The 24,918-nt window shown below is 52.2% G+C and carries 24 protein-coding genes; 18 read left to right on the top strand and 6 right to left on the bottom strand.

Annotation, left to right across the window (positions count from 1 at the left end):
* The first annotated feature begins 113 nt into the window (after window positions 1–113).
* From rpsA to AC1RR7_RS25520, 14 genes are all read left to right on the top strand, one after another.
* Window positions 114–1,799, top strand: coding sequence for a 30S ribosomal protein S1 (gene rpsA, locus AC1RR7_RS25585; protein ID WP_007950918.1), 1,686 nt, complete (start codon window positions 114–116; stop codon window positions 1,797–1,799).
* 207 nt (window positions 1,800–2,006) lie between these two features.
* The gene (locus tag AC1RR7_RS25580) at window positions 2,007–2,285 is read left to right on the top strand and encodes a hypothetical protein (RefSeq protein ID WP_102620483.1); all 279 of its coding nucleotides are present in this window, start codon (window positions 2,007–2,009) and stop codon (window positions 2,283–2,285) included.
* A 153-nt stretch (window positions 2,286–2,438) separates the two neighbouring features.
* Window positions 2,439–2,735, top strand: a complete 297-nt coding sequence (gene ihfB, locus AC1RR7_RS25575) for an integration host factor subunit beta (RefSeq protein ID WP_003189779.1) — start codon at window positions 2,439–2,441, stop codon at window positions 2,733–2,735.
* A 27-nt stretch (window positions 2,736–2,762) separates the two neighbouring features.
* The gene (locus AC1RR7_RS25570) at window positions 2,763–3,002 is read left to right on the top strand and encodes a lipopolysaccharide assembly protein LapA domain-containing protein (protein ID WP_102620482.1); all 240 of its coding nucleotides are present in this window, start codon (window positions 2,763–2,765) and stop codon (window positions 3,000–3,002) included.
* 226 nt (window positions 3,003–3,228) lie between these two features.
* Window positions 3,229–4,305, top strand: a complete 1,077-nt coding sequence (gene rfbB / locus AC1RR7_RS25565; RefSeq protein WP_493158681.1) for a dTDP-glucose 4,6-dehydratase — start codon at window positions 3,229–3,231, stop codon at window positions 4,303–4,305.
* Window positions 4,302–5,195 carry a dTDP-4-dehydrorhamnose reductase gene (gene rfbD, locus AC1RR7_RS25560; RefSeq protein ID WP_114884651.1) on the top strand — a complete coding sequence of 298 codons (894 nt, stop codon included), beginning with the start codon at window positions 4,302–4,304 and terminating at the stop codon, window positions 5,193–5,195. The genes rfbB and rfbD overlap by 4 nt, the downstream gene beginning before the upstream one ends.
* Complete coding sequence (gene rfbA, locus AC1RR7_RS25555) at window positions 5,192–6,082, top strand: glucose-1-phosphate thymidylyltransferase RfbA (RefSeq protein WP_102620479.1); 891 nt, start codon at window positions 5,192–5,194, stop codon at window positions 6,080–6,082. The genes rfbD and rfbA overlap by 4 nt, the downstream gene beginning before the upstream one ends.
* 55 nt (window positions 6,083–6,137) lie before the next feature.
* Entirely contained in the window at window positions 6,138–7,058 is a 921-nt protein-coding gene (locus tag AC1RR7_RS25550) for a glycosyltransferase (RefSeq protein ID WP_273538234.1), read from the top strand.
* 5 nt (window positions 7,059–7,063) lie between these two features.
* Complete coding sequence (locus tag AC1RR7_RS25545; protein WP_102620477.1) at window positions 7,064–8,035, top strand: UDP-glucose 4-epimerase family protein; 972 nt, start codon at window positions 7,064–7,066, stop codon at window positions 8,033–8,035.
* Between the two features lie 180 nt (window positions 8,036–8,215).
* Window positions 8,216–9,472: a glycosyltransferase family protein gene (locus AC1RR7_RS25540; protein ID WP_102620476.1), complete on the top strand. Its 1,257-nt coding sequence runs from the start codon at window positions 8,216–8,218 to the stop codon at window positions 9,470–9,472.
* Window positions 9,469–10,803: a glycosyltransferase gene (locus AC1RR7_RS25535; protein WP_146013085.1), complete on the top strand. Its 1,335-nt coding sequence runs from the start codon at window positions 9,469–9,471 to the stop codon at window positions 10,801–10,803. The genes AC1RR7_RS25540 and AC1RR7_RS25535 overlap by 4 nt, the downstream gene beginning before the upstream one ends.
* Before the next feature lie 78 nt (window positions 10,804–10,881).
* Window positions 10,882–11,802, top strand: a complete 921-nt coding sequence (locus AC1RR7_RS25530) for a glycosyltransferase family 2 protein (RefSeq protein WP_493158680.1) — start codon at window positions 10,882–10,884, stop codon at window positions 11,800–11,802.
* A gap of 107 nt (window positions 11,803–11,909) precedes the next feature.
* Window positions 11,910–12,761, top strand: a complete 852-nt coding sequence (locus AC1RR7_RS25525; protein ID WP_493158679.1) for a class I SAM-dependent methyltransferase — start codon at window positions 11,910–11,912, stop codon at window positions 12,759–12,761.
* Window positions 12,762–13,097: 336 nt separating this feature from the next.
* The gene (locus AC1RR7_RS25520) at window positions 13,098–14,258 is read left to right on the top strand and encodes an acyltransferase family protein (protein ID WP_493158678.1); all 1,161 of its coding nucleotides are present in this window, start codon (window positions 13,098–13,100) and stop codon (window positions 14,256–14,258) included.
* 131 nt (window positions 14,259–14,389) lie between these two features.
* On the opposite strand, the gene AC1RR7_RS25515 is transcribed toward AC1RR7_RS25520, so the two are convergent.
* From AC1RR7_RS25515 to AC1RR7_RS25490, 6 genes are read right to left on the bottom strand one after another with little or no spacing between them, the layout of a single operon-like run.
* A complete protein-coding gene (locus tag AC1RR7_RS25515; protein WP_493158677.1) occupies window positions 14,390–15,076 on the bottom strand; it encodes a metallophosphoesterase family protein in 687 nt (228 codons plus the stop codon).
* 41 nt (window positions 15,077–15,117) lie between these two features.
* Complete coding sequence (locus AC1RR7_RS25510) at window positions 15,118–16,098, bottom strand: ATP-grasp domain-containing protein (protein ID WP_493158676.1); 981 nt, start codon at window positions 16,096–16,098, stop codon at window positions 15,118–15,120.
* A gap of 8 nt (window positions 16,099–16,106) precedes the next feature.
* Entirely contained in the window at window positions 16,107–16,928 is an 822-nt protein-coding gene (locus AC1RR7_RS25505) for an NAD-dependent epimerase/dehydratase family protein (RefSeq protein ID WP_493158675.1), read from the bottom strand.
* A 2-nt stretch (window positions 16,929–16,930) separates the two neighbouring features.
* Window positions 16,931–18,067 (bottom strand): DegT/DnrJ/EryC1/StrS family aminotransferase, encoded by a 1,137-nt coding sequence (locus AC1RR7_RS25500; RefSeq protein WP_102620469.1) that lies wholly within the window; start codon window positions 18,065–18,067, stop codon window positions 16,931–16,933.
* A gap of 4 nt (window positions 18,068–18,071) precedes the next feature.
* Entirely contained in the window at window positions 18,072–18,815 is a 744-nt protein-coding gene (locus AC1RR7_RS25495) for an ABC transporter ATP-binding protein (protein ID WP_173861324.1), read from the bottom strand.
* A 5-nt stretch (window positions 18,816–18,820) separates the two neighbouring features.
* On the bottom strand, window positions 18,821–19,600 hold the full coding sequence (locus AC1RR7_RS25490) for an ABC transporter permease (RefSeq protein ID WP_102620467.1): 780 nt from the start codon (window positions 19,598–19,600) through the stop codon (window positions 18,821–18,823).
* A gap of 730 nt (window positions 19,601–20,330) precedes the next feature.
* On the opposite strand from AC1RR7_RS25490, the gene AC1RR7_RS25485 reads away from it, so the two are divergent.
* From AC1RR7_RS25485 to AC1RR7_RS25470, 4 genes are all read left to right on the top strand, one after another.
* On the top strand, window positions 20,331–21,359 hold the full coding sequence (locus AC1RR7_RS25485; RefSeq protein WP_102620466.1) for an MraY family glycosyltransferase: 1,029 nt from the start codon (window positions 20,331–20,333) through the stop codon (window positions 21,357–21,359).
* Window positions 21,360–21,447: 88 nt separating this feature from the next.
* A complete protein-coding gene (locus AC1RR7_RS25480; protein WP_102620465.1) occupies window positions 21,448–23,442 on the top strand; it encodes a polysaccharide biosynthesis protein in 1,995 nt (664 codons plus the stop codon).
* Between the two features lie 110 nt (window positions 23,443–23,552).
* On the top strand, window positions 23,553–23,888 hold the full coding sequence (locus tag AC1RR7_RS25475) for a ComEA family DNA-binding protein (RefSeq protein ID WP_493158674.1): 336 nt from the start codon (window positions 23,553–23,555) through the stop codon (window positions 23,886–23,888).
* Between the two features lie 217 nt (window positions 23,889–24,105).
* Window positions 24,106–24,900, top strand: a complete 795-nt coding sequence (locus AC1RR7_RS25470) for an SDR family NAD(P)-dependent oxidoreductase (RefSeq protein ID WP_102620463.1) — start codon at window positions 24,106–24,108, stop codon at window positions 24,898–24,900.
* The last annotated feature ends 18 nt before the right edge of the window (window positions 24,901–24,918 follow it).

Here is a 24,918-nt window from a genome sequence, read left to right as displayed (position 1 = left end):
GGCCACAGGGGACCAGTCATAGTCCTGCGGTGCTTCTTTTTAATGAAACTAACCCACATCGTCTGGGATGTGGAGATGGGCGTACTTTTTCGCCCTAATCAACAGGAATTAAAATGAGCGAAAGCTTTGCGGAACTCTTTGAAGAAAGCCTAAAGACCCTGAACCTTCAGGCAGGCTCCATCATCACCGGTGTTATCGTTGATATCGATTACCAAGCTCGCTGGGTAACCGTTCACGCTGGCCTGAAGTCCGAAGCACTGATCCCTCTGGAGCAGTTCTACAACGACGCTGGCGAACTGAACATCAACGTCGGTGACGAAGTTCACGTTGCTCTGGACTCGGTTGAAGACGGTTTCGGTGAAACCAAGCTGTCCCGTGAAAAAGCCAAGCGCGCTGAATGCTGGATCGTTCTGGAAGCAGCCTTCGCAGCTGAGGAAGTGGTCAAGGGCGTTATCAACGGTAAGGTTAAAGGCGGCTTCACTGTCGACGTTAACGGCATCCGTGCGTTCCTGCCAGGTTCCCTGGTTGACGTCCGTCCAGTGCGCGACACCACGCACCTGGAAGGCAAAGAGCTGGAATTCAAGGTCATCAAGCTGGACCAGAAGCGCAACAACGTTGTCGTTTCCCGTCGCAGCGTCCTGGAAGCCGAGAACTCCGCCGAGCGTGAAGCTCTGCTGGAATCCCTGCAAGAAGGCCAGCAAGTCAAAGGTATCGTCAAAAACCTCACCGATTACGGCGCATTCGTCGATCTGGGTGGCGTGGACGGCCTGCTGCACATCACCGACATGGCGTGGAAGCGTATCAAGCACCCTTCCGAAATCGTCAATGTTGGCGACGAGATCGACGTCAAGGTTCTGAAGTACGATCGCGAGCGCAATCGTGTTTCCCTGGGCCTGAAGCAACTGGGCGAAGATCCATGGGTTGCTATCAAAGCCCGTTACCCAGAAAGCACTCGCGTTACCGCTCGTGTAACCAACCTGACCGACTACGGCTGCTTCGCTGAGCTGGAAGAAGGCGTTGAAGGTCTGGTACACGTTTCGGAAATGGACTGGACCAACAAGAACATCCACCCTTCGAAAGTCGTACAAGTCGGCGACGAAGTGGAAGTTATGGTTCTGGACATCGACGAAGAGCGTCGTCGTATCTCCCTGGGCATCAAGCAGTGCAAGTCGAACCCATGGGAAGACTTCTCTGGCCAGTTCAACAAGGGCGATAAAATCTCCGGCACCATCAAGTCGATCACCGATTTCGGTATCTTCATTGGTCTGGACGGCGGCATCGACGGTCTGGTTCACCTGTCCGACATCTCCTGGAACGAAGTGGGCGAAGAAGCCGTACGTCGTTTCAAGAAGGGCGACGAGCTGGACACCGTTATCCTGTCGGTTGACCCAGAGCGCGAGCGTATCTCCCTGGGTATCAAGCAACTGGAAAGCGATCCGTTCTCCGAGTACGTCTCGGTTAACGACAAAGGCGCAATCGTTACTGGCACCGTGAAAGAAGTTGACGCCAAAGGCGCCATCATCGTTCTGGCCGACGATATCGAAGCGACTCTGAAAGCCTCCGAAATCAGCCGTGACCGCGTTGAAGACGCGCGCAACGTTCTGAAAGAAGGCCAGCAAGTAGAAGCCAAGATCATCAGCGTTGATCGTAAGAGCCGCGTAATCCAGCTGTCGATCAAATCGAAAGACGATGCTGAAGAGAAAGAAGCCATCCAGAGCCTGAAAGCAGCTCCGGAAGGTGAAGCAGCTGACACCACTATGGCGGCACTGCTGCGTCAAGCAATGGCCAAACAGAACTGAGTTCTGTCTGATCATTAAAAAGGGCGACTTCGGTCGCCCTTTTTTGTGCCTGCGATTTGGTGTACTGGATTCCCTATTGCTCCTTGTGTGTGAAACCAAAGTCTTCGCTTGGTGGTCTGTTTCTTTAATCGGATCAATCGCCTATTCGCGACTAAGCTTGGTCTTAGGTGTGTAGTAGTCGGGCTGTTGCCTGGCATAAGGAAGTGGATGAACAAGTTTATTCTCCTCGTGGCTGTGCTGGTTTTGGCGGGTTGCACCACAAGTGCCAAAACCCACGCGGTGCGTGGTGTCAGCGGTATAGAGATCGACTGTTCGGGGTTGGGGTCGGGCTGGGAAAAATGTCAAAAGCGTGCGGCGAAGGAGTGCAAGGGGGCAGGTTATAAGGTGCTCACCCGATCTGATGAAGCGAAAGATGAAGATGAATTCCCTTTTGGCTTCAATCCCGCAGGCTACGTGACTCGGACCATGCTGGTGATGTGTCGCTGAGTGTCTGCTGGCGTGGATGTATGGTTTTTCGCCCTGAAAACGGGCGTTTTGACGCTGAAGAAGATATGTCAATCCCTGGGCTGTTCAAAATCTTCCGGGCATGCTAAAACCTTTCAAGCGCTGATCTAGCTGCTTGAAAAAGAAGGGAAAAATATGACGAAGTCGGAGTTGATCGAACGAATTGTCACCCATCAAGGGCTGCTCTCATCCAAGGATGTGGAGCTGGCCATCAAGACCATGCTTGAACAAATGTCCCAATGTCTGGCCACTGGTGATCGGATCGAGATCCGTGGTTTTGGCAGCTTTTCCTTGCACTATCGTGCGCCGCGGGTCGGCCGCAATCCGAAGACTGGTCAGTCTGTCAGCCTTGACGGCAAGTTTGTTCCGCATTTCAAGCCGGGCAAAGAGTTGCGTGATCGCGTGAACGAAGAAGAGGAGGAGGGGGTTTGACAGCCACGACCTTTCAGGGGGTTGCCCATGCGTAACCTCAAACGCATGCTTCTTGGCGTTTTCATTCTTTTACTGATGTTGGTGATCCTGGCGTTTGTGCTGGAGAATCAGCAGTCCATCTCGCTGATGTTCCTTGGCTGGGCGGGGCCGCAACTTCCAGTATCTCTGGTGATGGTTCTCGCGCTGCTCCTTGGGATGCTTGTCGGTCCTGTTCTGGGCTGGTTTCTGGGACGCTCGTCCCGCGCTGTGCGCAAGCGCCTTGTCTGAAAACGACAGGCGCGGGACATCCATCGAATTTGCGGCGCTGCCTGTCTATATCCATTAGTAAAACGTTAATTAAGCTGTAAAATGCAGCCCTTGTTCGATAGTGGCATCGTTACCACATTGATTCAGACTGACTCTGACGGAGGCCTGGGTTATGACGGCTTTCGCATTCATGGATTAGGCTGCGCTCGTTGTGGGCGCGGTCCGTAGCTCAAGGGTATGGTTTCGCGTGAAAATTCTAGTAACCGGCGGCGCCGGGTTTATCGGCTCGGCAGTCATCCGTCATATCATTTCCAACACTAACGACGCTGTCGTGAACGTTGACAAGCTGACTTACGCTGGCAACCTTGAGTCGTTGGGTGAAGTTAGTCAAAACTCACGTTATGCCTTTGAGCGTGTCGATATCTGCGATCGTGATCAAATTGATCGTGTCCTTCGGGAACACCAACCGGATGCAATCATGCATTTGGCTGCTGAATCCCATGTTGACCGTTCGATTTCCGGTCCGTCCGAATTCATCCAGACCAATATCATCGGCACCTACACGTTGCTGGAAGCTGCACGCCAATACTGGTCTGCGCTGGACGATACCCGCAAAGCCGCGTTTCGCTTTCATCACATTTCCACTGATGAAGTGTACGGCGACCTCGAAGGCCCTGAAGATCTCTTCACCGAGACCACGCCTTATCAGCCAAGCTCGCCATACTCTGCCAGCAAGGCCAGCTCCGACCACCTGGTTCGTGCCTGGGCCCGTACCTACGGCCTGCCGACACTGGTCACCAACTGCTCGAACAACTATGGTCCGTGCCACTTCCCTGAGAAGTTGATTCCGCTGATCATTCTCAATGCACTGGAAGGCAAGCCACTGCCGGTTTACGGCAAGGGCAATCAAGTGCGTGACTGGTTGTACGTAGAAGATCATGCACGTGCGCTGTACAAAGTCGTCACCGAGGGTGTCATCGGTGAGACGTACAACATTGGTGGTCACAACGAAAAGCAGAACATCGAAGTGGTTCAAACCCTTTGCGCGCTGCTGGATGAGCTCCGTCCGGACTCAGCTCATCGCCCGCACGCAAGCTTGATTACTTATGTTCAGGATCGTCCGGGACATGATCAGCGTTATGCGATCGATGCGAGCAAGATTCAGCGTGAACTCGGCTGGGCGCCAGAAGAAACCTTCGAGACCGGTATTCGCAAGACGGTGGAATGGTATTTGAACAACGCGCAGTGGGTCGAGCATGTGAAAAGCGGCAGCTATCAGCAGTGGATTCATCAGAACTACAGCGATCGCTCCAATAAAGCATGAGAATCCTTCTTCTTGGAAAAAATGGTCAGGTGGGTTGGGAGCTGCAGCGCTCCCTGGCGCCGCTAGGTGAACTCATCTCGCTGGATCGCCACCTGCTCAACGGCCTGCAGGGCGATCTGTCGGATCCGGAGGCGTTGCGCGCAACGATCCGGCATCTGAAGCCGGACGTGATAGTCAACGCTGCCGCCTACAACGCTGTCGATAAAGCAGAGTCCGAAAAGGAACTCGCTGCCCTGATCAATACCCAGGCAGTCGCCGTCATGGCGGATGAAGCATTGGCTCTGAATGCCTTGCTGGTTCACTACTCTACTGATTATGTGTTCAGTGGTGAGGGTGATGTTCCCTGGAAGGAAGATGACCCTGTTGCGCCCCTTAATCAATACGGAATCAGCAAGCGCGCTGGCGAAGAGGCAATTGTTGCTTCCGGCTGTTCGCACTTGATCTTTCGTACGAGCTGGGTCTATTCCGTCAGAGGCAACAACTTCGCGAAAACCATGTTGCGTCTGGCCAGGGAGCGTGAGGCGTTAAATGTGATTTTCGATCAGGTGGGTGCGCCAACCGGTGCTGACCTGATTGCCGATGTCACTGCCCACGCCATTTTGAAAGTGAAGCAAAGTGCCGATTTGGCGGGCATCTACCATCTGGTTGCCGGTGGTGAAGTTTCCTGGCACGGCTATGCTTCCCATGTCATAGAGTTCGCGCGAAAGATTGGCGAGCAATTGAAGGTGACTGAAGTAAACCCGATCGAGTCGGCGGCCTACCCGACTCCGGCCCGTCGTCCCTTGAATTCACGCCTGAACACCCAGAAACTGCGAAATAATTTTGCCCTTCGCCTGCCGGAATGGCAAAGCGGCGTAAACAGAATGCTGATGGAAGTTTTTAATAAATGATCAAGACAAATCGAAAGGGAATTATTCTGGCCGGTGGTTCGGGAACACGCTTGCACCCGTTGACGTTGGGTGTTTCCAAGCAAATGTTGCCGATCTATGACAAACCGATGATTTTTTATCCGTTGTCCGTGCTCATGCTCGCAGGTATGCGAGAAATCCTGATCATTTCCACCCCTGAAGATCTGCCAAACTTTCGCAAGCTGCTCGGTGACGGCAGCCGCTACGGTATTCAGCTGACCTACGCCGAACAACCAAGTCCTGATGGTTTGGCTCAGGCCTTCATTATCGGTGAGGAGTTCATCGGTAAGGATCCGTGCTGTTTGATCCTCGGTGACAACATATTTTACGGTCAGCACTTCTCCGATAACTTGCGTTCCGCCAGCACTCAGGAAAAAGGCGCGACGGTCTTCGGTTATCACGTTTCTGATCCTGAGCGTTTCGGCGTCGTTGAGTTCGATGCGACTGGTCGGGCATTGAGCATCGAAGAAAAACCGCTCAAGCCTAAATCCAGTTACGCTGTCACCGGTCTTTATTTCTACGATAACCAGGTTGTCGATATTGCCAAGGGCATCAAGCCGTCCGAGCGAGGCGAGCTGGAAATTACAGACGTTAACCGTGCCTATCTCGAGCAACAAACCCTCAATGTCGAAATGCTCGGTCGAGGCTTTGCATGGCTGGATACCGGTACTCACGACTCGCTGCTTGAGGCGAGCCATTTCGTGCACACCATCGAACACCGCCAGGGTTTGAAGGTGGCGTGCCTTGAAGAAATTGCATACAACAATGGCTGGATTACGTCGGATCAGTTGAGCGAGCAGGCAGAGGCCCTCAAGAAAACAGGCTACGGGCAATACCTGAAAAAATTGTTGGATTCGACTTCTTTCTGAGTCTGGAAAGTTCGACATTCAAACAAAGCGTTCAATCCGTGCAAGCAGGAACGGCATGCCAGTAGAACATCCGAAGGTTGCAGTTTTACTGGCTGCCTATAATGGAACACCGTGGATTGAGGAGCAGCTTTCCTCAATCCTCAATCAATCAGCAGTTAATGTAACTGTTTACATCAGTATTGATCCCTCTTCAGACGGTACGGAAGCGCTGTGCCGAGCATACGCCGTTGAGCATCCCGGTGTGGTGATCCTCCCTGAATCCGGACGATTTGGCGGCGCATCGCGTAATTTCTTCAGACTTATCCGTGATGTCGACTTCGATCACTTCGACTTCATCGCTTTTTCGGATCAGGATGACATCTGGCATTCGAACAAGCTGTTTCGTGCAACTCAAAGCATTGCAGAGCAAAGCGTTGATGCGTACTCCAGTAACGTCACTGCATTCTGGCCTGATGGCAAGACTGTCCTTCTGGACAAAGCGCAGCCACAGGTCGATCTGGACTATTTGTTCGAGGCTGCCGGGCCGGGTTGTACTTACGTTATGAGTAACGCTCTGGCGGGCTCGTTAAAGGCTTCAATGCTTGCGAACTGGCAGCAACTGCAAGGCGTCAGCCTGCACGACTGGTATTGCTATGCCTATGCACGAAGCAACGGCTATCGCTGGTATATCGATCCAGGGGCATCTATGGATTATCGCCAGCACGAGCGTAATCAAGTCGGTGCCAATACCGGTCTTCGGCCATTGATTACCCGCTATAAAACCATCCATGACGGCTGGTGGTTCAGTCAGGTTGAACTCATTGCAACGTTGGTGAAGCCGGAGCGGGCGTCATCGGTCGTCAGTGGTGGGCAGTTGCGTGGGATGCAACTGGTCAAGCTTTCCTTCAGGGCCTGGCAATGCAGGCGTCGGGTAAGGGATAAGGTCTTCTTCTTCTTTATCTGCTGGGCTAGCGCATTGTTGGGGAACAAGTCTTGAGCATCATGCCAAAACCGAGCATTTTTGTGTCCGGTGCCAGCGGGTTCGTCGGGCAGCGGCTGGTCATGCGCCTGTTGCTCGATAAAAAATACGCGCCTATCGCTGCCGCGCGTCGTGCTACGCAATTGCAGGGATTATGCCCGACTGTGTCTTTTGACATGGATAACCCGAGTCACCGGCCTGATTTGAATGGCGTGGATGTAGTTGTTCATACGGCCGCGCGAGTGCATGTGATGAATGAACTTGCCGAGGACGCCCTCGCTGAGTTTCGCAAGGTCAATGTGGAAGGAACCTTGCGACTGGCGAAACAGGCAGCAGAAGCAGGAGTGCGACGCTTCATTTTCATCAGTTCGATCAAGGTCAATGGGGAAGGCACGCTCCCGGGGAAACCGTTCAGCGCAGATGATGCGCCTGCTCCCCAAGACCCTTATGGGGTCTCCAAGTACGAGGCCGAGCAAGCACTGAAGCAACTGGCACTCGAGACTTCAATGGAGGTTGTGATCATTCGCCCTCCACTGGTCTATGGACCTGGAGTCAAAGCCAATTTTCTGAACATGTTGCGCTGGCTCGACAGAGGGGTTCCACTGCCGTTAGGTGGCATACGCAACCAGCGAAGTCTGGTTGCGCTTGGCAACCTGGTGGATTTTATCGTCACGTGTATCAATCATCCTGCAGCAGCCAATCAGACATTTCTGGTTAGCGATGGTCGGGACCTCTCCACGCCTCAGTTATTGAACAGCCTGGCGAACGCTCTGGATAAGCGATCCCGGCTGATTGCCTTGCCAGAGTGGCTGATACTCTCTATGGCGACGCTGCTGGGCAAACAAGCGATTGCAAGTCGGGTCTGCGGTTCTCTGCAGGTTGACATCTCCAAGAACTATGAGTTACTGGGGTGGACTCCACCGATACACTCAGATCGAGCCATGCGTCAGACGGCCATTCACTATCAGGAAACATTGGTAAAGCACCGTGCCTGATACCCTGAAGATTCTGAATTCTCTTTCTTCGGTGCCGCAGGCGCGAATGGCGCTCTATAGATGTAACGCACGATTGATGACGGGAATGTTTTGAATGTGAAGCTTTGATTGAGTCTCGCGGCGCGCGGCGGGATACTTCGGATTAACGGTTTAGACTATTTTTACTACTATGGATTATGTATGTCATTCAGCAAAATAAATTTCTGGATTGAAGGTGATATTTCGACCACAAGGATTGTATCGCGCCTGCTGAATGATGTGAGTGGTGAAGGTAGTTGCGATACCCGACTGCTAAGCACTGTTGGCTGGTCATCCCTCGTCAGCGGTGTCAACATCTTTTGCCGGAGTTGTGATCCAAGATACGCCTGGTTGCCGACGTACTTGCGCGAGCATGGCATTCCCTATGCGTATTATCTCGATGACAATTTCTGGAAAATCACCGGCTCGGGAGAGTTGGCACGCTATTACAAATCGGCAGAAGTCGTCATGTCGCTTGACGCTTTTGTTGAGAATGCCAGTTTCGTGATTACGCACAACAAAACATTTGCCGAATTTATCAATCGAAGATTTCCCGATGTGAAGTGTGAGTTGTTACCTGTCCCTTTTGACACTTCGCTGATCCGTAAGATTGCAAAAAAACTTGCAGTAAAACCTGCAAGAGACGCCGTGGTCGGGTACGCCGGTGGCTATAAGGAAGAAGAGTTTGCGCTGCTTCAGGAAGTGGTTGAGCAGTTAGGGAAAGAGCGGCCGGAAATTCGCTTTGAGTTCATCGGTGGTGTTTCCGATGAATTACGCAGCTTGAATAATGTGCAGTGGTTCCCCGGATTTTCGGACTATTCAAAATTTCTTGAGTTCAAAATGGGGCGAAACTGGAGTGTCGGGTTGGCGCCGTTGATGGAAAGCCAGTTCAACGCTTCCAAGACGAATAATAAGTTTAGAGAGTACGGTGGCTGCGGGATATCCGCGATCTATAGCAATACGACGCCCTATGTCGAGTGCGTAGTGTCGGAGCGCTCCGGTCTGTTGGTTGATAACAATGTCGCCGATTGGGTGGAGGCTATCAAGCGTCTCGTTGATAATCCTCAATTACGCGAAACGATAAAGGAAGAATCCTTCAAATATGTCGAATTGAACCATTCGCATGAGTCGATTATTCCAACCTGGCGCGAGGCACTCGACAGAATTTCTCATAATTCTGAACGCTTGATGTCTTCCAGAATTAGATTCAACTATGTAAAACATTTCCATCTGAGCGGCATGTCACGCGTCGCCAAGAGAATGGAAGGCGCGACAGCGACTTCGATATATGGATTCGTATTGAAAGGAAAGTTGAAGTCGCTCTTGAACAGGGCTCCTGTTCGAAAAGTGATAAAAACCTTTGCTTTTGTTGCACTGATTGCTGCCGGTTTGTATCTCCTGAAGGCGGGCATAATGTGAGGAAAAAAACTGTTTTGATCGTCTGTAATGATGTCGTCGGGCTAAAAATGGCCGGGCCGGCAATCAGATGTGTGGAAATGGCAAAGGTTCTCTCACAAAGCTTTGACGTTAAGCTATATGCACCGAAAGTTCAGCCGTTGGTTGACGTATTGTTCGAAACAAAAAAGTTCTCGGACGCGGATTTCAAGTCGACAGCAGAAAATGCGGATTTTCTGATAGTTCAAGGTGACGCTTTAAGATCACATCCTTTTTTAAAGGAATCAAAAGGTTGCCTTGTGGTAGACCTTTATTGCCCGGTTCCACTTGAATATCATCAGGCCTCCGAGGGTGTAAGCCTTGATGTAAGAGGAATGACCAGCAATTTTTTATGCGATGTGCTGCTTGAGCAACTCGTGTACGGAGATCATTTCCTTTGTGCCAGTGAAAAACAGCGAGAATTCTGGCTGGGTGCACTGACGTTGGCCGGACGAGTCAACGCAGATCGTTGGCCGCAGGCGAGTCACGCCGATGTTTCCGACCTGATATCGCTGCTGCCATTTGGATTGTCGTCGCAGCGGCCGGCGCTGACCAGGCGAGCGATACGCTCAACCTTTAATATCCCTGCAGATGATTTTGTTCTTGTATGGGGAGGTGGGTTGTATCAATGGTTTGATCCATTGACGCCTATCAAGGCCGTCCACCGCCTGGTTTCGGAAGGTGCACGAGTGCATCTCGTGTTCATTGGGGTCAAGCATCCAAATGCCAGCATTGCTCAGCATGATATGTGTGCTTGCGCAGTCGATCTGGCCACCGAGCTCGGGTTGATCGATAAATTTGTCCACTTTAATTTTGGCTGGGTGGACTATGACGATCGCCATAATTTTCTGCTTGATGCAGATGCCGGTATAAGTTCTCACTTTGATAACCCTGAAACGCGCTTCTCGTTTCGAACCCGGATGCTGGATTATCTCTGGTGTGACTTGCCGATCATCGCAACACAAGGTGATGTGTTTGGTGATTCTCTGATTCCCGAGGGGACGGGTATATCCGTCGGCTTTGAAGACCTTGAGGGCTGGGTTCAGGCTATAACGGTCTTGATGACTGATAAAAGCGAGCATAAAAGATACCAGGAAAACGTTCGCAACTATTCAAAAGGCTTCCGCTGGGACTCTGTAGTACATCCTTTGCTTGAAAGGCTTGGGACAATGACTGTTGCGCCTGATCGATCACTGGTCCGGTCGCACTACGTGAGTGCCAATCAATCAACGGGTTTTTTCTTTCGTTTGCGACGTCGCTATGCTTCAGGCGGGATTCTATCGATTCTCGCGGCTGTGTGGAGACGTTTACGTTAAATGAGGAGTTCCAGGATTGAGGTCGCGTAGTTTGACGTTCCGTAACTATATAAATGGGCATGAGCAGTCGAGTTTTATATGAAAAATCAAGTCCCATCTGTATGTGCAGTGATCATTACCTTCTTTCCAGATCTGGGCAATTTGAGGAATTTGATCGAGTCTTTAAGCGCGCAGGTCGATGGCATCGTTATTGTGGACAATGGGTCGTCGGATTCGATGGAGCTTTTTGTCAGCAAGTTAAGTATTGAAAACAGACCTGTTGTTCTCAGTCTTGGTGAAAACCTGGGTATCGGTCACGCACAGAACGTTGGTATTGAATATGCCAAGACTTCCGACGCAGCCTACGTCGTACTGTTTGATCAGGATAGCTGTCCCGAGAAGAATATGGTTGTGAAGCTGCTTTCGGCAGCGAGGGAGCTGGAGTCATCTGGAGTTCCCTTGGCAGCGGTTGCGCCAGGTTACAAAGACTTCGACGGCGGCAAATTGTCCAGTTTTGTACGTATCGGGTATTTCGGTTTTTCTCGAATAGACTGCGCCCCTGACAGCGGAGTCGTCGAGGCAGACTTTCTAATTTCCTCCGGATCGCTGATTCCCCTTTCGGCAATCGCCAAGGTCGGGGGCGTGGATGCGAGCCTGTTTATCGATCACGTCGACACTGAATGGTGCTTGCGCGCGAAGTCTATGGGACTCAAGCTATTTGGCGTAAACGACGCAATCATGCTGCATTCGTTGGGTGATCGCAGAGCCAGATTCTGGTTTCTTCGTTGGCGAACCGTTCCGTACCATTCACCTTTCCGTTATTACTATATGTTCCGTAATAGCATTCTGCTTCAGCAAAGATCCTATATGCCGCTTCGTTGGAAAATAGCCGACCTTGCACGATGCCTGAGGGCGCTGGTTTTTTTTGGTGTTTTTTCTTCGGATCGAATGGCGTGCGTTAAGATGATGCTCCGTGGTACGCGAGATGGAATAGCCGGTGTTACTGGAAAGATGAAATGAACGCTGTCAGGGGCGCCCGGTGATTCGGGTGTGTAAGGTAAGTGGCTTGCATCGTGATCTACGTGTATAGCGCTTAGAGTCATATCAAATATGAGTAGGTTTTATTTATGGTAGTTCTTGATATTGGCTGTGGAAGGAAAAAAATCACCGGGGCAATCGGCATTGATTTTTCTGCGATGAGCGATGCCGATATCACGCTTGATCTCAATAAGGAACGCCTCCCGTTTGAGGACAGCAGTGTTGATTTCATTTTTTCATCGCATACTCTAGAACATTTGACGATCGAGGGCTTTCTTCATGTCATGGAGGAGTGCTATCGGGTTTTGAAGCCGGCTGGTCAACTCAAGATCGTTGTTCCCTATTTTACAACCACGGCTAACCTGGCCAATCCATTTCACAATAACAACATCTGTTTCAACGAGCATACGTTTCGGTTCTTTTCCTCTGATTCGGAAACAGATGCAATGGCGAAGCACGAGTATGCATCACCCAGTTGCCCGCATTGGGGGCTGAGATACTCTGCGAACAGTGAAATCGGTATTGAGTTCAAGACCTTGTCAGTATCCTATTTCTACTTTCCAGAATATGTGGACTCTTCTGACGAGGAGAAATTTTTGGCACGCTCCTCGAAAATGAATGTGGTGGATCAGATCGCCTATTCCCTGGAAGCGGTCAAGCCGTGTCCTGTGCGTCCTGAAACAGGTCCTGTCGGGACCAAGGATGACCCGTTTGCATTTGTTGAGCAGCAGCTCCAGCACATCAATAATCAGATCGCCTATCTTGAAGCTAGAGAGGTGGAAGAGTCAGAACTCCTTACTGCGAAGTGTGTAGTGACGACTACGAGAAAAGACGGAAGTATTTTCAGTGTTGACGGGGTTCTGACGCCAGTCAACTTCCTGGTTTATGAGCTTGATGCCGTCATTCAGGATCTTCGTCGCAAGATTGATGCTCTGGGGTAGTCGAGCCAAGACGCTACGATCATCTGTCTCGCACCTCTAAGTCCCGACAGAATGCTTACTGTTTTTAGTGAGCAAGATGCCGGGATTTTTTGATTCCGTTTGTATTAGACCGAATGAAACGCTCGCCGAGTATCTCGCCGGTGGGTAGGTGGCCGCCTTTTGTCTGGATTCAGGATAGGGGGCGTGGCGGTGTTACTGCGTCCCCTCCCAACCACTCCTTCGTACAGGGCAAGCAGAGACAGAGCCTTGTCGGAAGGCGGACGGTTTTGTTCACCCGGCGCCCTGCACGACGGTACAATTCAGAAACTATTTAGCCAAGCCAGAGGATTGTCTGCAATGGGTTATATCAAGGAGCACTGGGGCTATTTGACCGGTGCAGGTGCGTATCCGGGCGTCGATTGCTTAAGGGCGCTGGCGGTTGCGCTTGTAGTTCTCTACCACTTCCATTTGTTTCCTGTCGGTTGGATAGGCGTAGACATATTTTTTGTACTGAGTGGTTTTTTGATCGGTGGAATTATTCTCGATAAAACAACATCGGGGCGTTTCGATTTTGTGGAGTTTTACAAGAAGAGAGCTTTACGAATACTTCCAATTTATTATTTTATAATGCTTTTGTGTTTTGTATTGAAAGCGGGTGGGGTGTTCGATTTTATAGCTGTAAAAAGCATGCTTTCGGGGATGTTGTTTCTGCAGACAACGGGGCCTTACTTCTTTCCGGGCTATTTCAATATCAATGAGGCTTACATCCCTGGCGGCTCGTGGAGTCTGGTCATTGAGGAGATGTTCTACCTGATTGCCCCATTGGTGATTGTCCTGGTTTCTTACCTTTCGGGTAAAAAGCCATGGCCGATGCTGGTCGCGCTGATGGTTGCTTATCTTTCAGGTATTGCAGTACGGGCCGCAATGACATCAGGTTTTGCACCCGATGATTCCAGTTGGTACTTCGCAAGTTTTATTCAGTTCCATTCTCGATATGATGAACTGGCAGTCGGTGTCCTGGCGGCGGCTTACTTAAGGTTTACCCGTGATGTAAGATCTCAATCCGCGTGGTGGATTTCGGCGGCAATTATTCTGAGTTTTCTTTTTCTTGTTTATATCTATGGAAAGCCTGAGTTTCTTGCGAAGCCGTTCCTGATAACGCGAGACACCCTTTGGCTGCCAACACTCTTGGGGGCGATAGGTGCTTGTTTTGTGCTCGGTGCTTACTGGATGCCTCTACAAGTAAAACCCATTGTGTTGCTTGCCAGGTTGTCGTACCCGCTTTACCTGGTTCATATATTGTTTCTTGAGATCACCAATAGGTACATCGGTGGCGGTTTGCTCAAGTGGTTGGCTGATACATTTACCGAACACGGCTTGTCTATAATCCGGATAGCAATCTGTGTTTTTCTTTCTTATCTTGTTTCCTTGCTGGTGGAATATCCATTTATCAGGATGTACAAGAGGAAAGATAACAAGAGGGTAAGCAAGGAGGGGATGGAAGTGGCTCCCGTGTAAGCCGGTTTCTCGTCTTTGACATTCTGCTCGTGGGGCAGTGTGTGGTCGAAGAGGATCGCGACTTGTATGGGAAACCTGGCCGGGAAGGAAGAACTTCCTCCTCGGCCAAGCTATCCTGAGATGCTAAGTGTTTACGCGGTTCTTGACAGGATTTCGATCATCGCTTCTTGAATGCCTGCTTCTCGAAGTCTGTTTTTATAGGCATCGATATCATAATTTGCTCTGAAGAACTCTACAGTTCTTGAGTGCGCATCGATAGACGCGTAACACGCTCCGGGAATTCTGTCCCGGGCCTGGCCTACAGAACCCGGGTTGACGATGATTCCGGCTCCGGCTCGCCGTTGCATTGGATGGTGCGTGTGTCCGAGCACCAGGTAGTCCATTGCGTCGGGCCAGGCAAAGCCTATCTCCGTATCCTTATAGATGTACTCTTCAGCGTTATGTGGGCTTCCGTGCGCTACATACAGGGCTGTATCGACAGGCGTGCTTTTTTCATCGGTCGAAAAGCGCAGCTCCAGAGCGTCCGGAAGTGATGAAAGCCACTTCAGGTTCTCGTCGGTCAGCGATTCTCGTGTGCTCTGTATTCTGTACTTCGATTCTCGGCTATCGGAATAGCTGAGCTCGCCCAGTACGTATTTGTCATGATTGCCTTTTATGCAATGTACTTTGCGTTCTCGCAGTAACTGGCAAACCTCGTTCGGCTCGGTGTAGTAGCCCAGGAGGTCGCCAGCGCAAACGATATCCGCCGAGGGCGGTATTGAGTCCAATACCGCTTGCAGGGCGGGGAGGTTGGCGTGTACATCGGCAATGATGTACACGGGCGCTCCACGATAAGGTAACAGCAAGGGGAGGCTGCTCATTATTCGAAGTACAGCTCTTCGTAGTAACGCAGGAATCGGCCAGTCTGTGCAATCTTCCAGCCATTGAAAGGTTCTTGTTTGACGATGTTGTATACAAAGGCTGCGCACGAGTTGTAGCCGTAGTATGCCTTGGAGGCCTCGGTTGAACTCAAACGACCATTGATTTCAAACAAAACGGGACCGGTTTCGGTCTGAATCAACTGAACGTTGAAGTGGCCAAAGTCCAAGCCTTCTTCAATCAGTGCCTTGCCGATATTATTCAGATAAGAGGAAATGCTTTCATCCAGGACGATTTCACCATAGGAGGTGGCGCCGTCCGGCGTCAGTGTTCTCTTGAAAATGATATGGTTGATTTCTTTGGTGTAACGGTCAACGTAGCAACCGCAAGTGTACTCGTTGCCTGTCAACAGTTCTTGAACCAGGAAGGAGTCAACTTTGATGTTTTCTTCCGCGATCAGCTTCTTGGCTTCAGCGAGCCCGGAAACCTTATAGATGCTGCGAGAAGAGGAGCTATGGTTCGGTTTGATTACAATCGGGCCGGAGATGTTGCCGGACTCCAGGTACTCACTCAGCGAGCTGGTCTTTGGAACTCTGATGCCATGTCGCTCCAGCACGGCTGACGTGGAGACCTTGTCCATGCAGATGTCAGTGATGCTTGAGGAGAGCGTTGCGGCTCGCAGTGTTTCATCGCGATAGTTGGCTACCGCCGCCAGCTCGTGCTGTGTGCCGGAGAACACAATTTGAATGTCGTGCTCTTTTACATAGTTTCGCAGGTGGCTGTGATACTCAGGGGATGCCGCCAGAGGAAAGATAGGCGTCTTGACTACAGGTGCTGAGGGCAGGGAAAAAAAGCGCCCGGCACCCAGCTCTTCACTGTTGGCGAAGTGGATGTTCAGGGGCTCGCCAAAGTCGTGAAATGCCAAGGCCTTGTAAATGCTCTGTCCCATTACAGAGCCCGCACCGGTAATCAGAATATTCATGTTCTATGTTAAACCTGTAAATTGATTTCTTCGACATAGCCAGCGAAAGCACTTTTGAAAGAGTTCCACTGAGGGGCATAGCCTGGCAGGATTGTCGGCTGCATGGTTCTGACATCAAAAGCCGACAGATCATTTTCTATGTGTTTGTTGATGACTTCCAGCCCGGTCATTTCGGCTGCCAGCGCCACGATTTCAGCAATGCTGGCAGAGTCCGGGTAGCCAGTGTTCAGAACGCGTGTTGTCGATGCCAGATCAAATCCGTCTGTCGCAATCCATTTCAGTAATTGGATCAGTTCAGTGATGTGGACATACGTGCGTCTTTTGAGGCCTGCACCGTACTGAGCGAGACTGCTCTTCTGGCGGATGCCTTGCTCGATCGCCTTGAAGAAGTTTCCGTGTTTCTGGCCTACGCCAAAGACATCGGCAATTCTTACCGAGACAAAGGGGACTCTGATCAGATCTTCGAACAGTTTTTCGCCGAAAACCTTGGAGGCAGAGTAGTAATCGTTGCAGCGCAGCTTATCGCCAGTGCGGCAGTTCAAGGCGTAGGGGTAGACGTTGTTGGTGGAAGCGTAGATCAAGCCACGATGTTTTTCGTTGACCTGTTCCAGTACCAGCGTGTCGATAAGGGTGTTTTCAGAAAGTGCGCTGCTTGTATTGTTCATGTTTGCCGCAAGATGAACAATCAATGAGCCAGCTGGAAGTTGAGTAAAGTCAGTCTCAACAAAATCTGGAGTCTCGAAAGACTCCAGAAATTTGCTTCCGACATATCCGGTTGATCCGGTTACCGCAATGCGGTAACCGGCTGAATATTTGCATCGGAGATTCATGGTCAGAGACCCGTTCTGACTACTTTCTTCAGAGTCTCTACGATGAACTCTACGTCATTCTTGGTAACGCCCATGTGCATCGGCAGAGAGATCAGCTCATTGCTGGCCTTGTGTGCGGCAGGGCATTTGCCGGCGCCCGAGCTGTACAAGCGGTATTCGGTGTTGTCGCGATAGTGCACGCCTGGGTAGATCTCGTGCTCATTCATGGCCATCAGTACTTCATCGCGTTTTGCAACACGAACCTGGAACAGGTGGCGGGACGATTCGCAGCCTGGCGAAACCAGAACCGGCTCGATCAGTGTTTCGCCTTCCAGGGCTTCCAGGTACCAGTCGGCCAGCTGGCGGCGATAGGCGTTGTCGCGGTCAAGGTACTTCAGCGAGACCAGGCCGATGGCGGCCATGATGGAGTTGCCGTGATATTTGAAACCCAGCTCTTCCACGTCGTACTTCCATTTGTAGGCACCCTGACTGGCGGTGCGTGCAAATGTGTCCTTGTTGATCCCGAGCCATGCCAGCTTGCGTGCACGTTCGTCGTCTTCCTTGTCGCGGAAGCAGATCATCCCGGAGTCGGCAGTTGCCAGGTTTTTTACGGCCTGGAAGCTGAATACGGTGACGTCTGCGTCGTGGCCAACGTGCTTGCCGTCAACACGGGTACCCGCCATGTGAGCGGCGTCCAGAACGACCTTGATGTCGCGATCCTTGCACAGCTTGAGCACTTTTTCGTACTGGCCGACGTTACCGCCCAGGCCGACGAAGATGATCGCCTTGGTCTTGTCGGTGATCTTGCGCTCTACATCGACCGGGTCAAGGCAGAGGTATTGGTCGACATCAGCGAAAACCGGGGTGAGTTCGGCTTGGATGATCGCGTGGTTGGTCGATACGAAGGTCAGCGCCGTAGTGATGACTTCGGCATCGTCGCCCCAGCCATACTTCGTCTTCATCATGTGGAATGCCAGGTGCAGACCAACCGTGTTGGAGCTCAGGAAGTGCGCATGCGGCAGGCCTGTGTAGGCTTTCCAGGCCTCTTCCATTTCGACTGTCTTGAAGCCCAGACCGGTCCAGCCTTTTTCCAGGCATTCGCGGATGCCTTCAAGGCATTCGTCGACTCGGAAGTTTGGAACAAAAAGTTGCGTTGCCACAGTATCACCCCGCGTGATTATTCAAATATTTGTTAATAACGACATCTGGCTCACCATCTTCGACGATGCTGCCGTGATCGATCCAGATAACTCTATTGCACAGCTTGCGCAGCAAGTCGGGCTGATGGGATACGAATACCATGATGCTAGAGCTATCAATGAAATCATGCATGCGTGCCAGTGCCTTATCGATGAATTCTGCATCACCACCGGCAAAAAGTTCATCGAGAATAAGAATGTCTGGATGAACGGCGGTGGCGATAGCAAAAGCCAGGCGCATGTACATCCCTGTGGAGTAGTACTTCACAGGGGTGTCAATGAACTCGGCCAAACCCGTGAATTCAATGATTTCGGGTTCGATCTTTTTGAGCATGGACTTGCTGTAGCCGAGAATCGCGCCGTTGAGGTAGATGTTCTCACGGCCGCTCAGCTCAACGTTGAAGCCTGCTCCAATTTCCAGCAGAGGGGCAATTCGGCCATTGACCGTTACAGATCCCTCTGTCGCGCAGTAAATGCCGCAAATGGCTTTCAGCAGCGTACTTTTTCCTGCTCCGTTGTGACCCACAATCCCGATCCGGTCGCCATGAACGATCTCGAGATTGAGGTTTTTCAGTGCGCGGAATTCCGTGTATTTGCTTTTGTTGTGGCGCTTCAGCAGCCCAGCAAAAAATTCCTTCAGCGACTGACCTTTATCATGGTACAGGCGGAAGTTTAGATTTAGATCTTTTATCGAGATACTTGAGTTCATATCGATCACAACTTGAATACTATGTATCGATCATGCTTTTTGAATATGTACATACCAAAAAGCAAGCTGAGAATTGCCAGTGTCACAACCTTTGCATAAACATCGGGTCCGGCGAGGGAGCCTTCATAGATAGGCAGTCGGAAGATTTCGATGAACAGGGTCAACGGGTTCAACGCAAAGATCCATCTGTAGGTCTCCGGAACGAAAGAGAGCGGGTAGATGATCGGCGTCAGATAGTAAAGGGCTTGCAGCACCACGCCCACGATGTTGGGCAGGTCACGGAACGAAACGGTCGCGATGCTCAATGCCAGTCCCAGGCCTACTGCAAAGGCGAACAGCAACAGGAAGTTTATTGGCAGGATAAAGAGCGAAGCAGTAAAAGGAGCGCCGATGGCAAGGGCGATGATGAACAGGCAGATCGTGCTGAAAATAGCGTCGACCAGCAGGCTTATCGAGGTGGAAATGACGAAAATCTGTTTCGGTATGTGGATTTTCTTGATTAATGACTCGTTGTTCAGCAATGCCTGCATGCCTTGGGCCAGGCAGTTCGAGAATAGCGTGAAGGGTACGAGTCCCGAGAACAGAAAGATTGCAAACGTCTTGAGTGGCCATCTCATGATCATCGAGAATACGATAGAGGTCACGACCATGGTCAGTAGCGGGTTTAACAATGTCCAGAAAAAACCGAGAGCGGTTCTTCTGTAACGCATTGTCAACTGTTGCCAAATCAACTGCTTGAGCACTAATTTGTATTGGAATAGCTCTTTAAAAAAAATGCTGAACACAATGTTTTATTCCGAGGCGAAAGGCCAGATTGCATGTTTCTCAAAAAGAGGTCGCCCTTGCATGTGGACGGCCTGCCAAGTGTTTTATTGATACCGTTGTGTTGAACGTTGCCCGGGTATCAGGAAAACATATCCATGTCCGCAAAATAATCATGCTCCGAAAGCGTGGTGCATGATGCAGTTGAGTTTGATTGTTTCAGCCGTTCGCTGATAATCGCTTTTTCGGCTTTACACATGCTTGCACCTCCATTTCTTTCGGAATTCCGAATCAGCCTGCCTGGACCGCGCGACAGCATACCAGCATGCATCGGTCGAATGAAGCCAGCCACCCATTTAGGCGAGGGGCGACGAGCGGTGAAAGCCACGCTGTGCGAGCGATTGGCCAGGTTTGGCCGGTGTACGGTCAATGGGTGGTCCGTGTGTATTCGGGCAGGTGCTCTGTGGACTTGTCTTGCGCAGCAGCCAGGTTCGATGTGCTTGATGTGAAGGTGTGGAGGTTCTCTCGAGGGGGCATTATCCTTGGCTGTCGTTGAAGGAGCGGCTGACCGTTCACGAAAGGCAATCATGTGCCGGTGGCACTGATCAATAACACCTGCGCTGTTGCGGCCACCTTCCAAAGGAAGAGAGTACTCCGGCAAGATCAGGTTGAAGCCTGACAGAGCATTCTCCTGGGGTTGTCCGAGCGCAGTGTTGTATCAAATTAGCCGACTTTTTCGGAGCCCGGTCGAGTATGAGTTTCTGGTGGTTTTTTATTGGCGCGGGTGTCGCATCGTTCGTGCTCACGGCCCTTTTGCGCCAATATGCGCTCGCACGCAGTCTGATGGATATTCCCAATGCCCGCAGTTCGCACTCGGTTGCGACACCGAGGGGCGGCGGCGTTTCGATTGTGATCGTGTTTCTTCTAGGGCTTTGCGTTCTCTATGGACAATCGCTGACAAGCCTTGCCACCTTTCTCGGGATGGCGGCGGCGGGAGTCGTCATAGCGGTTATCGGGTTTATGGATGATCACGGCCACATTGCCGCTCGCTGGCGGCTTGCCGGGCATTTCTGTGCGGCAGCCTGGATGGTTTTCTGGCTCAACGGTTTCGAGACGATCAAGCTGTTCGGGCTGACCGTTCATCTGGGCTGGAGCGGTGCCGTCATTGCGGCGATCTATCTGGTGTGGATGCTCAACCTCTACAACTTCATGGACGGTATCGATGGCATTGCCAGCGTCGAGGCGATCAGCGCCTGCGCAGGGGCATGCCTGCTGTACGCGCTTGATGGTCAGCCGGTGTTGATCTGGGTTCCGCTATTGTTATCCCTGGCGGTCGCAGGTTTTCTGATCTGGAACTTTCCGCCCGCCAGAATTTTCATGGGCGATGCAGGCAGCGGGTTCCTTGGCATCATTCTGGGTGGTATTTCGCTGGCGGCTGCTAGTGTTGATTCCAGGTGGTTCTGGGTCTGGAACATTCTGCTGGGCGTTTTCATCGTTGATGCGACATTTACGCTGTTGCGCCGATTGGTGCGGGGGGACAAAGTTTATGAGGCTCATCGAAGTCATGCTTACCAGTACGCCTCTCGCCTCTACGGCAAGCATCTCCCGGTGACGCTTGGGGTCTTGTTGATCAATGTATTCTGGTTGCTGCCCGTGGCTTTTTCGGTTGTGTATCTTGATGTCGATGGTGCAGCGGCTCTGACGATTGCCTATGTGCCCCTGTTACTGATTGCCATCAAGTATCGCGCGGGTGAGCTGGAGCGTCCCGTCCCTACAGCGTAGCGCACAATACATTTGGGTCCGGCCGTCATGAATTCCCGTAAAATGCCAACACATCGTCGTCAGGGAAAGGGCCATCCGGTTGAGGTTTATGGATAAGATACGAGCGTTTTTGTTGGGGTTACCGAGGCGGCAGAAGCGCCTCATCCAGGTCGCTACGGACATTTTTCTGGTCTGGATGGCTTTGTGGCTGGCGTTCATCGTTCGTCTCGGGATTGACGATATGTACAACCCGCTGCGCATTCATTTCTGGCTATTCGCTTGCGCTCCCGTCATCGCCGTTCCTCTTTTCATACGATTCGGTATGTACCGTGCCGTGATGCGCTATTTCGGCAACGATGCGCTGATTGCGATCATCAAGGCCGTCAGCCTTTCTGCCTTGATCCTGGCACTTGTGGTTTTCTGGTACAGCAATCATGAAGCTGTCGTCCCGCGCTCGATCATTTTCAACTACTGGTGGCTGAGCCTTGTGATCATCGGTGGGCTGCGCCTGTGCATGCGCCAGTACTTCATGGGTGACTGGTTCACCGCAGCGCAACATGTACCGTTCGCCAGCCGGGATGATGGCCTGACCAAAGTGGCGATCTACGGGGCGGGTGTCGCGGGCAACCAGCTTGTCGCGGCATTGCGCATGGGGCGGGTCATGCGTCCTGTCGCGTTCATCGACGATGATTCCAGTATTGCCGACCGGTCTATCTCGGGTCTGCAGGTCTACAAGCCAAAACACATTCAACAGATGATCGATGTCACCGGGGCGCAGGAAATTCTCCTGGCGCTGCCTTCATCGACTCGGGCGCGTCGCAGGGAAATCCTCAATCTGCTGGAGGGTTTCCCCCTTCATGTGCGCAGCGTGCCCAATTTCACGGATCTGGCCAGTGGCCGGGTCAAGGTCGAGGATATCCAGGAGGTCGATATCGCCGACCTGCTGGGGCGTGACTCGGTGCCGGCTCAGCCGGACCTGCTCGAGCGCTGCATCCGGGGCAAGACCGTGATGGTCACCGGGGCGGGTGGATCGATCGGTTCGGAGTTGTGCCGGCAAATCTTTGTGTTGGGGCCGACCACCCTGTTGCTGTTCGAACACAGCGAATTCAATCTTTACAGCATTCTGTCCGAACTTGAGCAACGGGGATGCCGGGAGGCGGTGCGGGTGCGGTTGCTGCCCATCCTCGGTTCGATCCGTCAGCCGGAAAAGTTGCTCGACGTAATGAAAACCTGGAAGGTCGACACCGTTTACCACGCGGCGGCCTACAAGCATGTACCGATGGTTGAACACAACATTGCCGAGGGTGTGTTGAACAACGTGATCGGTACGCTCAACACGGCGCAAGCGGCGTTGCAGTCCGGTGTTTCGAACTTTGTACTGATCTCGACCGACAAGGCTGTTCGCCCGACCAACGTCATGGGCAGTACCAAGCGTCTGGCAGAGTTGACCCTCCAGGCTCTGAGTCGGGAAGTGGCCCCGGTGCTGTTCGGCGACAAGGCCAATGTTTCCCGTGTCAACAAGACCCGCTTCACCATGGTGCGTTTTGGCAACGTGCTGGGTTCGTCCGGTTCCGTGATCCCGCTGTTTCACAGCCAGATCAAGTCCGGCGGGCCGCTGACCGTGACTCATCCGAAGATCACCCGCTACTTCATGACGATCCCGGAGGCGGCACAACTGGTGATTCAGGCAGGTTCCATGGGGCAGGGCGGTGATGTGTTCGTGCTGGATATGGGCGAGCCGGTCAGGATTGTCGAACTCGCCGAGAAAATGATTCACCTGTCGGGTTTGAGTATTCGTTCCGAGCGCAATCCTCAGGGCGACATTTCCATCGAGTTCACAGGTTTGCGCCCGGGTGAAAAGCTCTACGAAGAATTGCTGATCGGCGACAATGTTGCCGCCACGCCGCATCCGATGATCATGACGGCCAATGAGGACCACTTGCCCTGGGACGTTCTGAAGTCCCGGCTGAGTGAACTGCTCGCGGCTGTCGAAGCGGATGACTACTCCCGCGTCCGCCAGCTTCTGCGCGAAACGGTCAGCGGCTACACGCCGGACGGCGAGATTGTCGACTGGATCCACCAGCAACGCCGCCTCGAGCCCTGATTGTTTCACATCCTGTAACGGACGCATTTTTGACTTGTCCCGATCATCGCCTAACTTTGAGGAGCAGCTTCGGAAAAGCTGCTTTCTCAATTGATGATGGAGCGTCACATATGCGTACCGGTTATTTCTACTCCCTGATTTTTGCCCTGCTGACCAGCGCCTCGATTGCCGCCATCGCTGCGCCTGTGGCGCCGTCCGATGCGAACAAGGTCCCACTGGTGATGGATTCGTCAGCCACTTCCGACGTCCACAAAGTCGATCTCAACGGGGCCGATGCAGCCACCCTTCAAAAGGAGCTGGCGGGTGTTGGAGAGGCCAAGGCCAAGGCAATTGTTGCATATCGTGAAACAAACGGGCCGTTTGCATCCGTCGATGAGTTGCTGGAAGTGAAAGGCATCGGCAAAGCGATCCTGGATCGCAATCGCGACAAACTGGAAGTGAACTAAGCTGATTGTTCAACGCCAAGGGGCCGGTCATTGACCGGCCCTTTTTGCTTTCCGGTTCTGAAGGACTGTGAAGAGGGCTGAGGGCCTTTTCGTCGGAACATGTAAAATTATGGCTATCATATTGCGATGAGATTATGCCTATAATAATTTCGCCCTCCCCGGAAGCTTTCCTGCTTTCAGAGGCTGCTCATTCCTCACGCATTCCAGGAGTATCGTCATGAATTCCCCGAAATCCCAAGGTACGGCGCTTGTCACGGGCGCGTCTTCCGGCATTGGTGCGGTGTATGCCGAGCGGTTGGCGGCGCGTGGTTTTGATCTGTTGCTGGTGGCTCGCGATCAGGAGCGCCTGGAGTCTGCTGCAGGCAGGCTGCGGGACGCTCACGGTGTCCAGGTCGAAGTATTGAAGGCTGATCTGACGCAAAAGGACGAAGTGCTCAAGCTTGAGCAGCGCCTGCGCAGCGATTCCAGCATCAGCCTGCTGGTGAACAATGCAGGGGTGGCGGTCAATGGATTGCTGGCCAATGCCGATCCCGAGGTGCTGGAACAACTGATTCAATTGAACGTCACCACACTGACCCGATTAGCAGCCGCCGCAGCCGCTGCGTTTACCAAGGCCGGGCGCGGCACGATCATCAATATCGCGTCAGTGGTCGCCTTGTTCCCCGAACGTTTCAATGCCACCTACAGTGCCAGCAAGGCCTACGTGTTGAGCCTCACTCAGTCGCTCAATACGGAGCTCGAAGGCACCGGGGTCAAGGTGCAAGCGGTATTGCCGGGTGTGACCCGCACTGAAATCTGGGAGCGTTCCGGTTTTGATGCCAGTGGTATTCCGGCGGAGATGGTCATGGAGGCGGGCGAGATGGTGGATGCCGCGCTGTCGGGGCTGGATCAGGGTGAGCTCGTCACCATTCCTTCGCTGCCCGATGCCGCAGAGTGGCAAGCCTTCGTTGCCGCACGTCATGTGATGGCGCCCAACCTGTCCCACAGTTCGGCGGCCAGCCGTTACAAGTAAAAAACTTTTGAGTCGTGA

Source organism: Pseudomonas sp. GW821-FHT11G12, assembly GCF_058808055.1.
The sequence above is the reverse complement of the archived record's forward strand: the minus strand, read 5'-3'. Positions and strand labels throughout refer to the sequence as shown.

Coding starts and splice junctions, on each gene's coding strand:
- rpsA (WP_007950918.1), top strand. CDS start 114: ATGAGCGAAAGCTTTGCGGAACTCTTTGAAGAAAGCCTAAAGACCCTG.
- AC1RR7_RS25580 (WP_102620483.1), top strand. CDS start 2,007: ATGAACAAGTTTATTCTCCTCGTGGCTGTGCTGGTTTTGGCGGGTTGC.
- ihfB (WP_003189779.1), top strand. CDS start 2,439: ATGACGAAGTCGGAGTTGATCGAACGAATTGTCACCCATCAAGGGCTG.
- AC1RR7_RS25570 (WP_102620482.1), top strand. CDS start 2,763: ATGCGTAACCTCAAACGCATGCTTCTTGGCGTTTTCATTCTTTTACTG.
- rfbD (WP_114884651.1), top strand. CDS start 4,302: ATGAGAATCCTTCTTCTTGGAAAAAATGGTCAGGTGGGTTGGGAGCTG.
- rfbA (WP_102620479.1), top strand. CDS start 5,192: ATGATCAAGACAAATCGAAAGGGAATTATTCTGGCCGGTGGTTCGGGA.
- AC1RR7_RS25550 (WP_273538234.1), top strand. CDS start 6,138: ATGCCAGTAGAACATCCGAAGGTTGCAGTTTTACTGGCTGCCTATAAT.
- AC1RR7_RS25545 (WP_102620477.1), top strand. CDS start 7,064: ATGCCAAAACCGAGCATTTTTGTGTCCGGTGCCAGCGGGTTCGTCGGG.
- AC1RR7_RS25540 (WP_102620476.1), top strand. CDS start 8,216: ATGTCATTCAGCAAAATAAATTTCTGGATTGAAGGTGATATTTCGACC.
- AC1RR7_RS25530 (WP_493158680.1), top strand. CDS start 10,882: ATGAAAAATCAAGTCCCATCTGTATGTGCAGTGATCATTACCTTCTTT.
- AC1RR7_RS25525 (WP_493158679.1), top strand. CDS start 11,910: ATGGTAGTTCTTGATATTGGCTGTGGAAGGAAAAAAATCACCGGGGCA.
- AC1RR7_RS25520 (WP_493158678.1), top strand. CDS start 13,098: ATGGGTTATATCAAGGAGCACTGGGGCTATTTGACCGGTGCAGGTGCG.
- AC1RR7_RS25510 (WP_493158676.1), bottom strand. CDS start 16,098: ATGAATATTCTGATTACCGGTGCGGGCTCTGTAATGGGACAGAGCATT.
- AC1RR7_RS25505 (WP_493158675.1), bottom strand. CDS start 16,928: ATGAATCTCCGATGCAAATATTCAGCCGGTTACCGCATTGCGGTAACC.
- AC1RR7_RS25495 (WP_173861324.1), bottom strand. CDS start 18,815: ATGAACTCAAGTATCTCGATAAAAGATCTAAATCTAAACTTCCGCCTG.
- AC1RR7_RS25485 (WP_102620466.1), top strand. CDS start 20,331: ATGAGTTTCTGGTGGTTTTTTATTGGCGCGGGTGTCGCATCGTTCGTG.
- AC1RR7_RS25480 (WP_102620465.1), top strand. CDS start 21,448: ATGGATAAGATACGAGCGTTTTTGTTGGGGTTACCGAGGCGGCAGAAG.
- AC1RR7_RS25475 (WP_493158674.1), top strand. CDS start 23,553: ATGCGTACCGGTTATTTCTACTCCCTGATTTTTGCCCTGCTGACCAGC.
- AC1RR7_RS25470 (WP_102620463.1), top strand. CDS start 24,106: ATGAATTCCCCGAAATCCCAAGGTACGGCGCTTGTCACGGGCGCGTCT.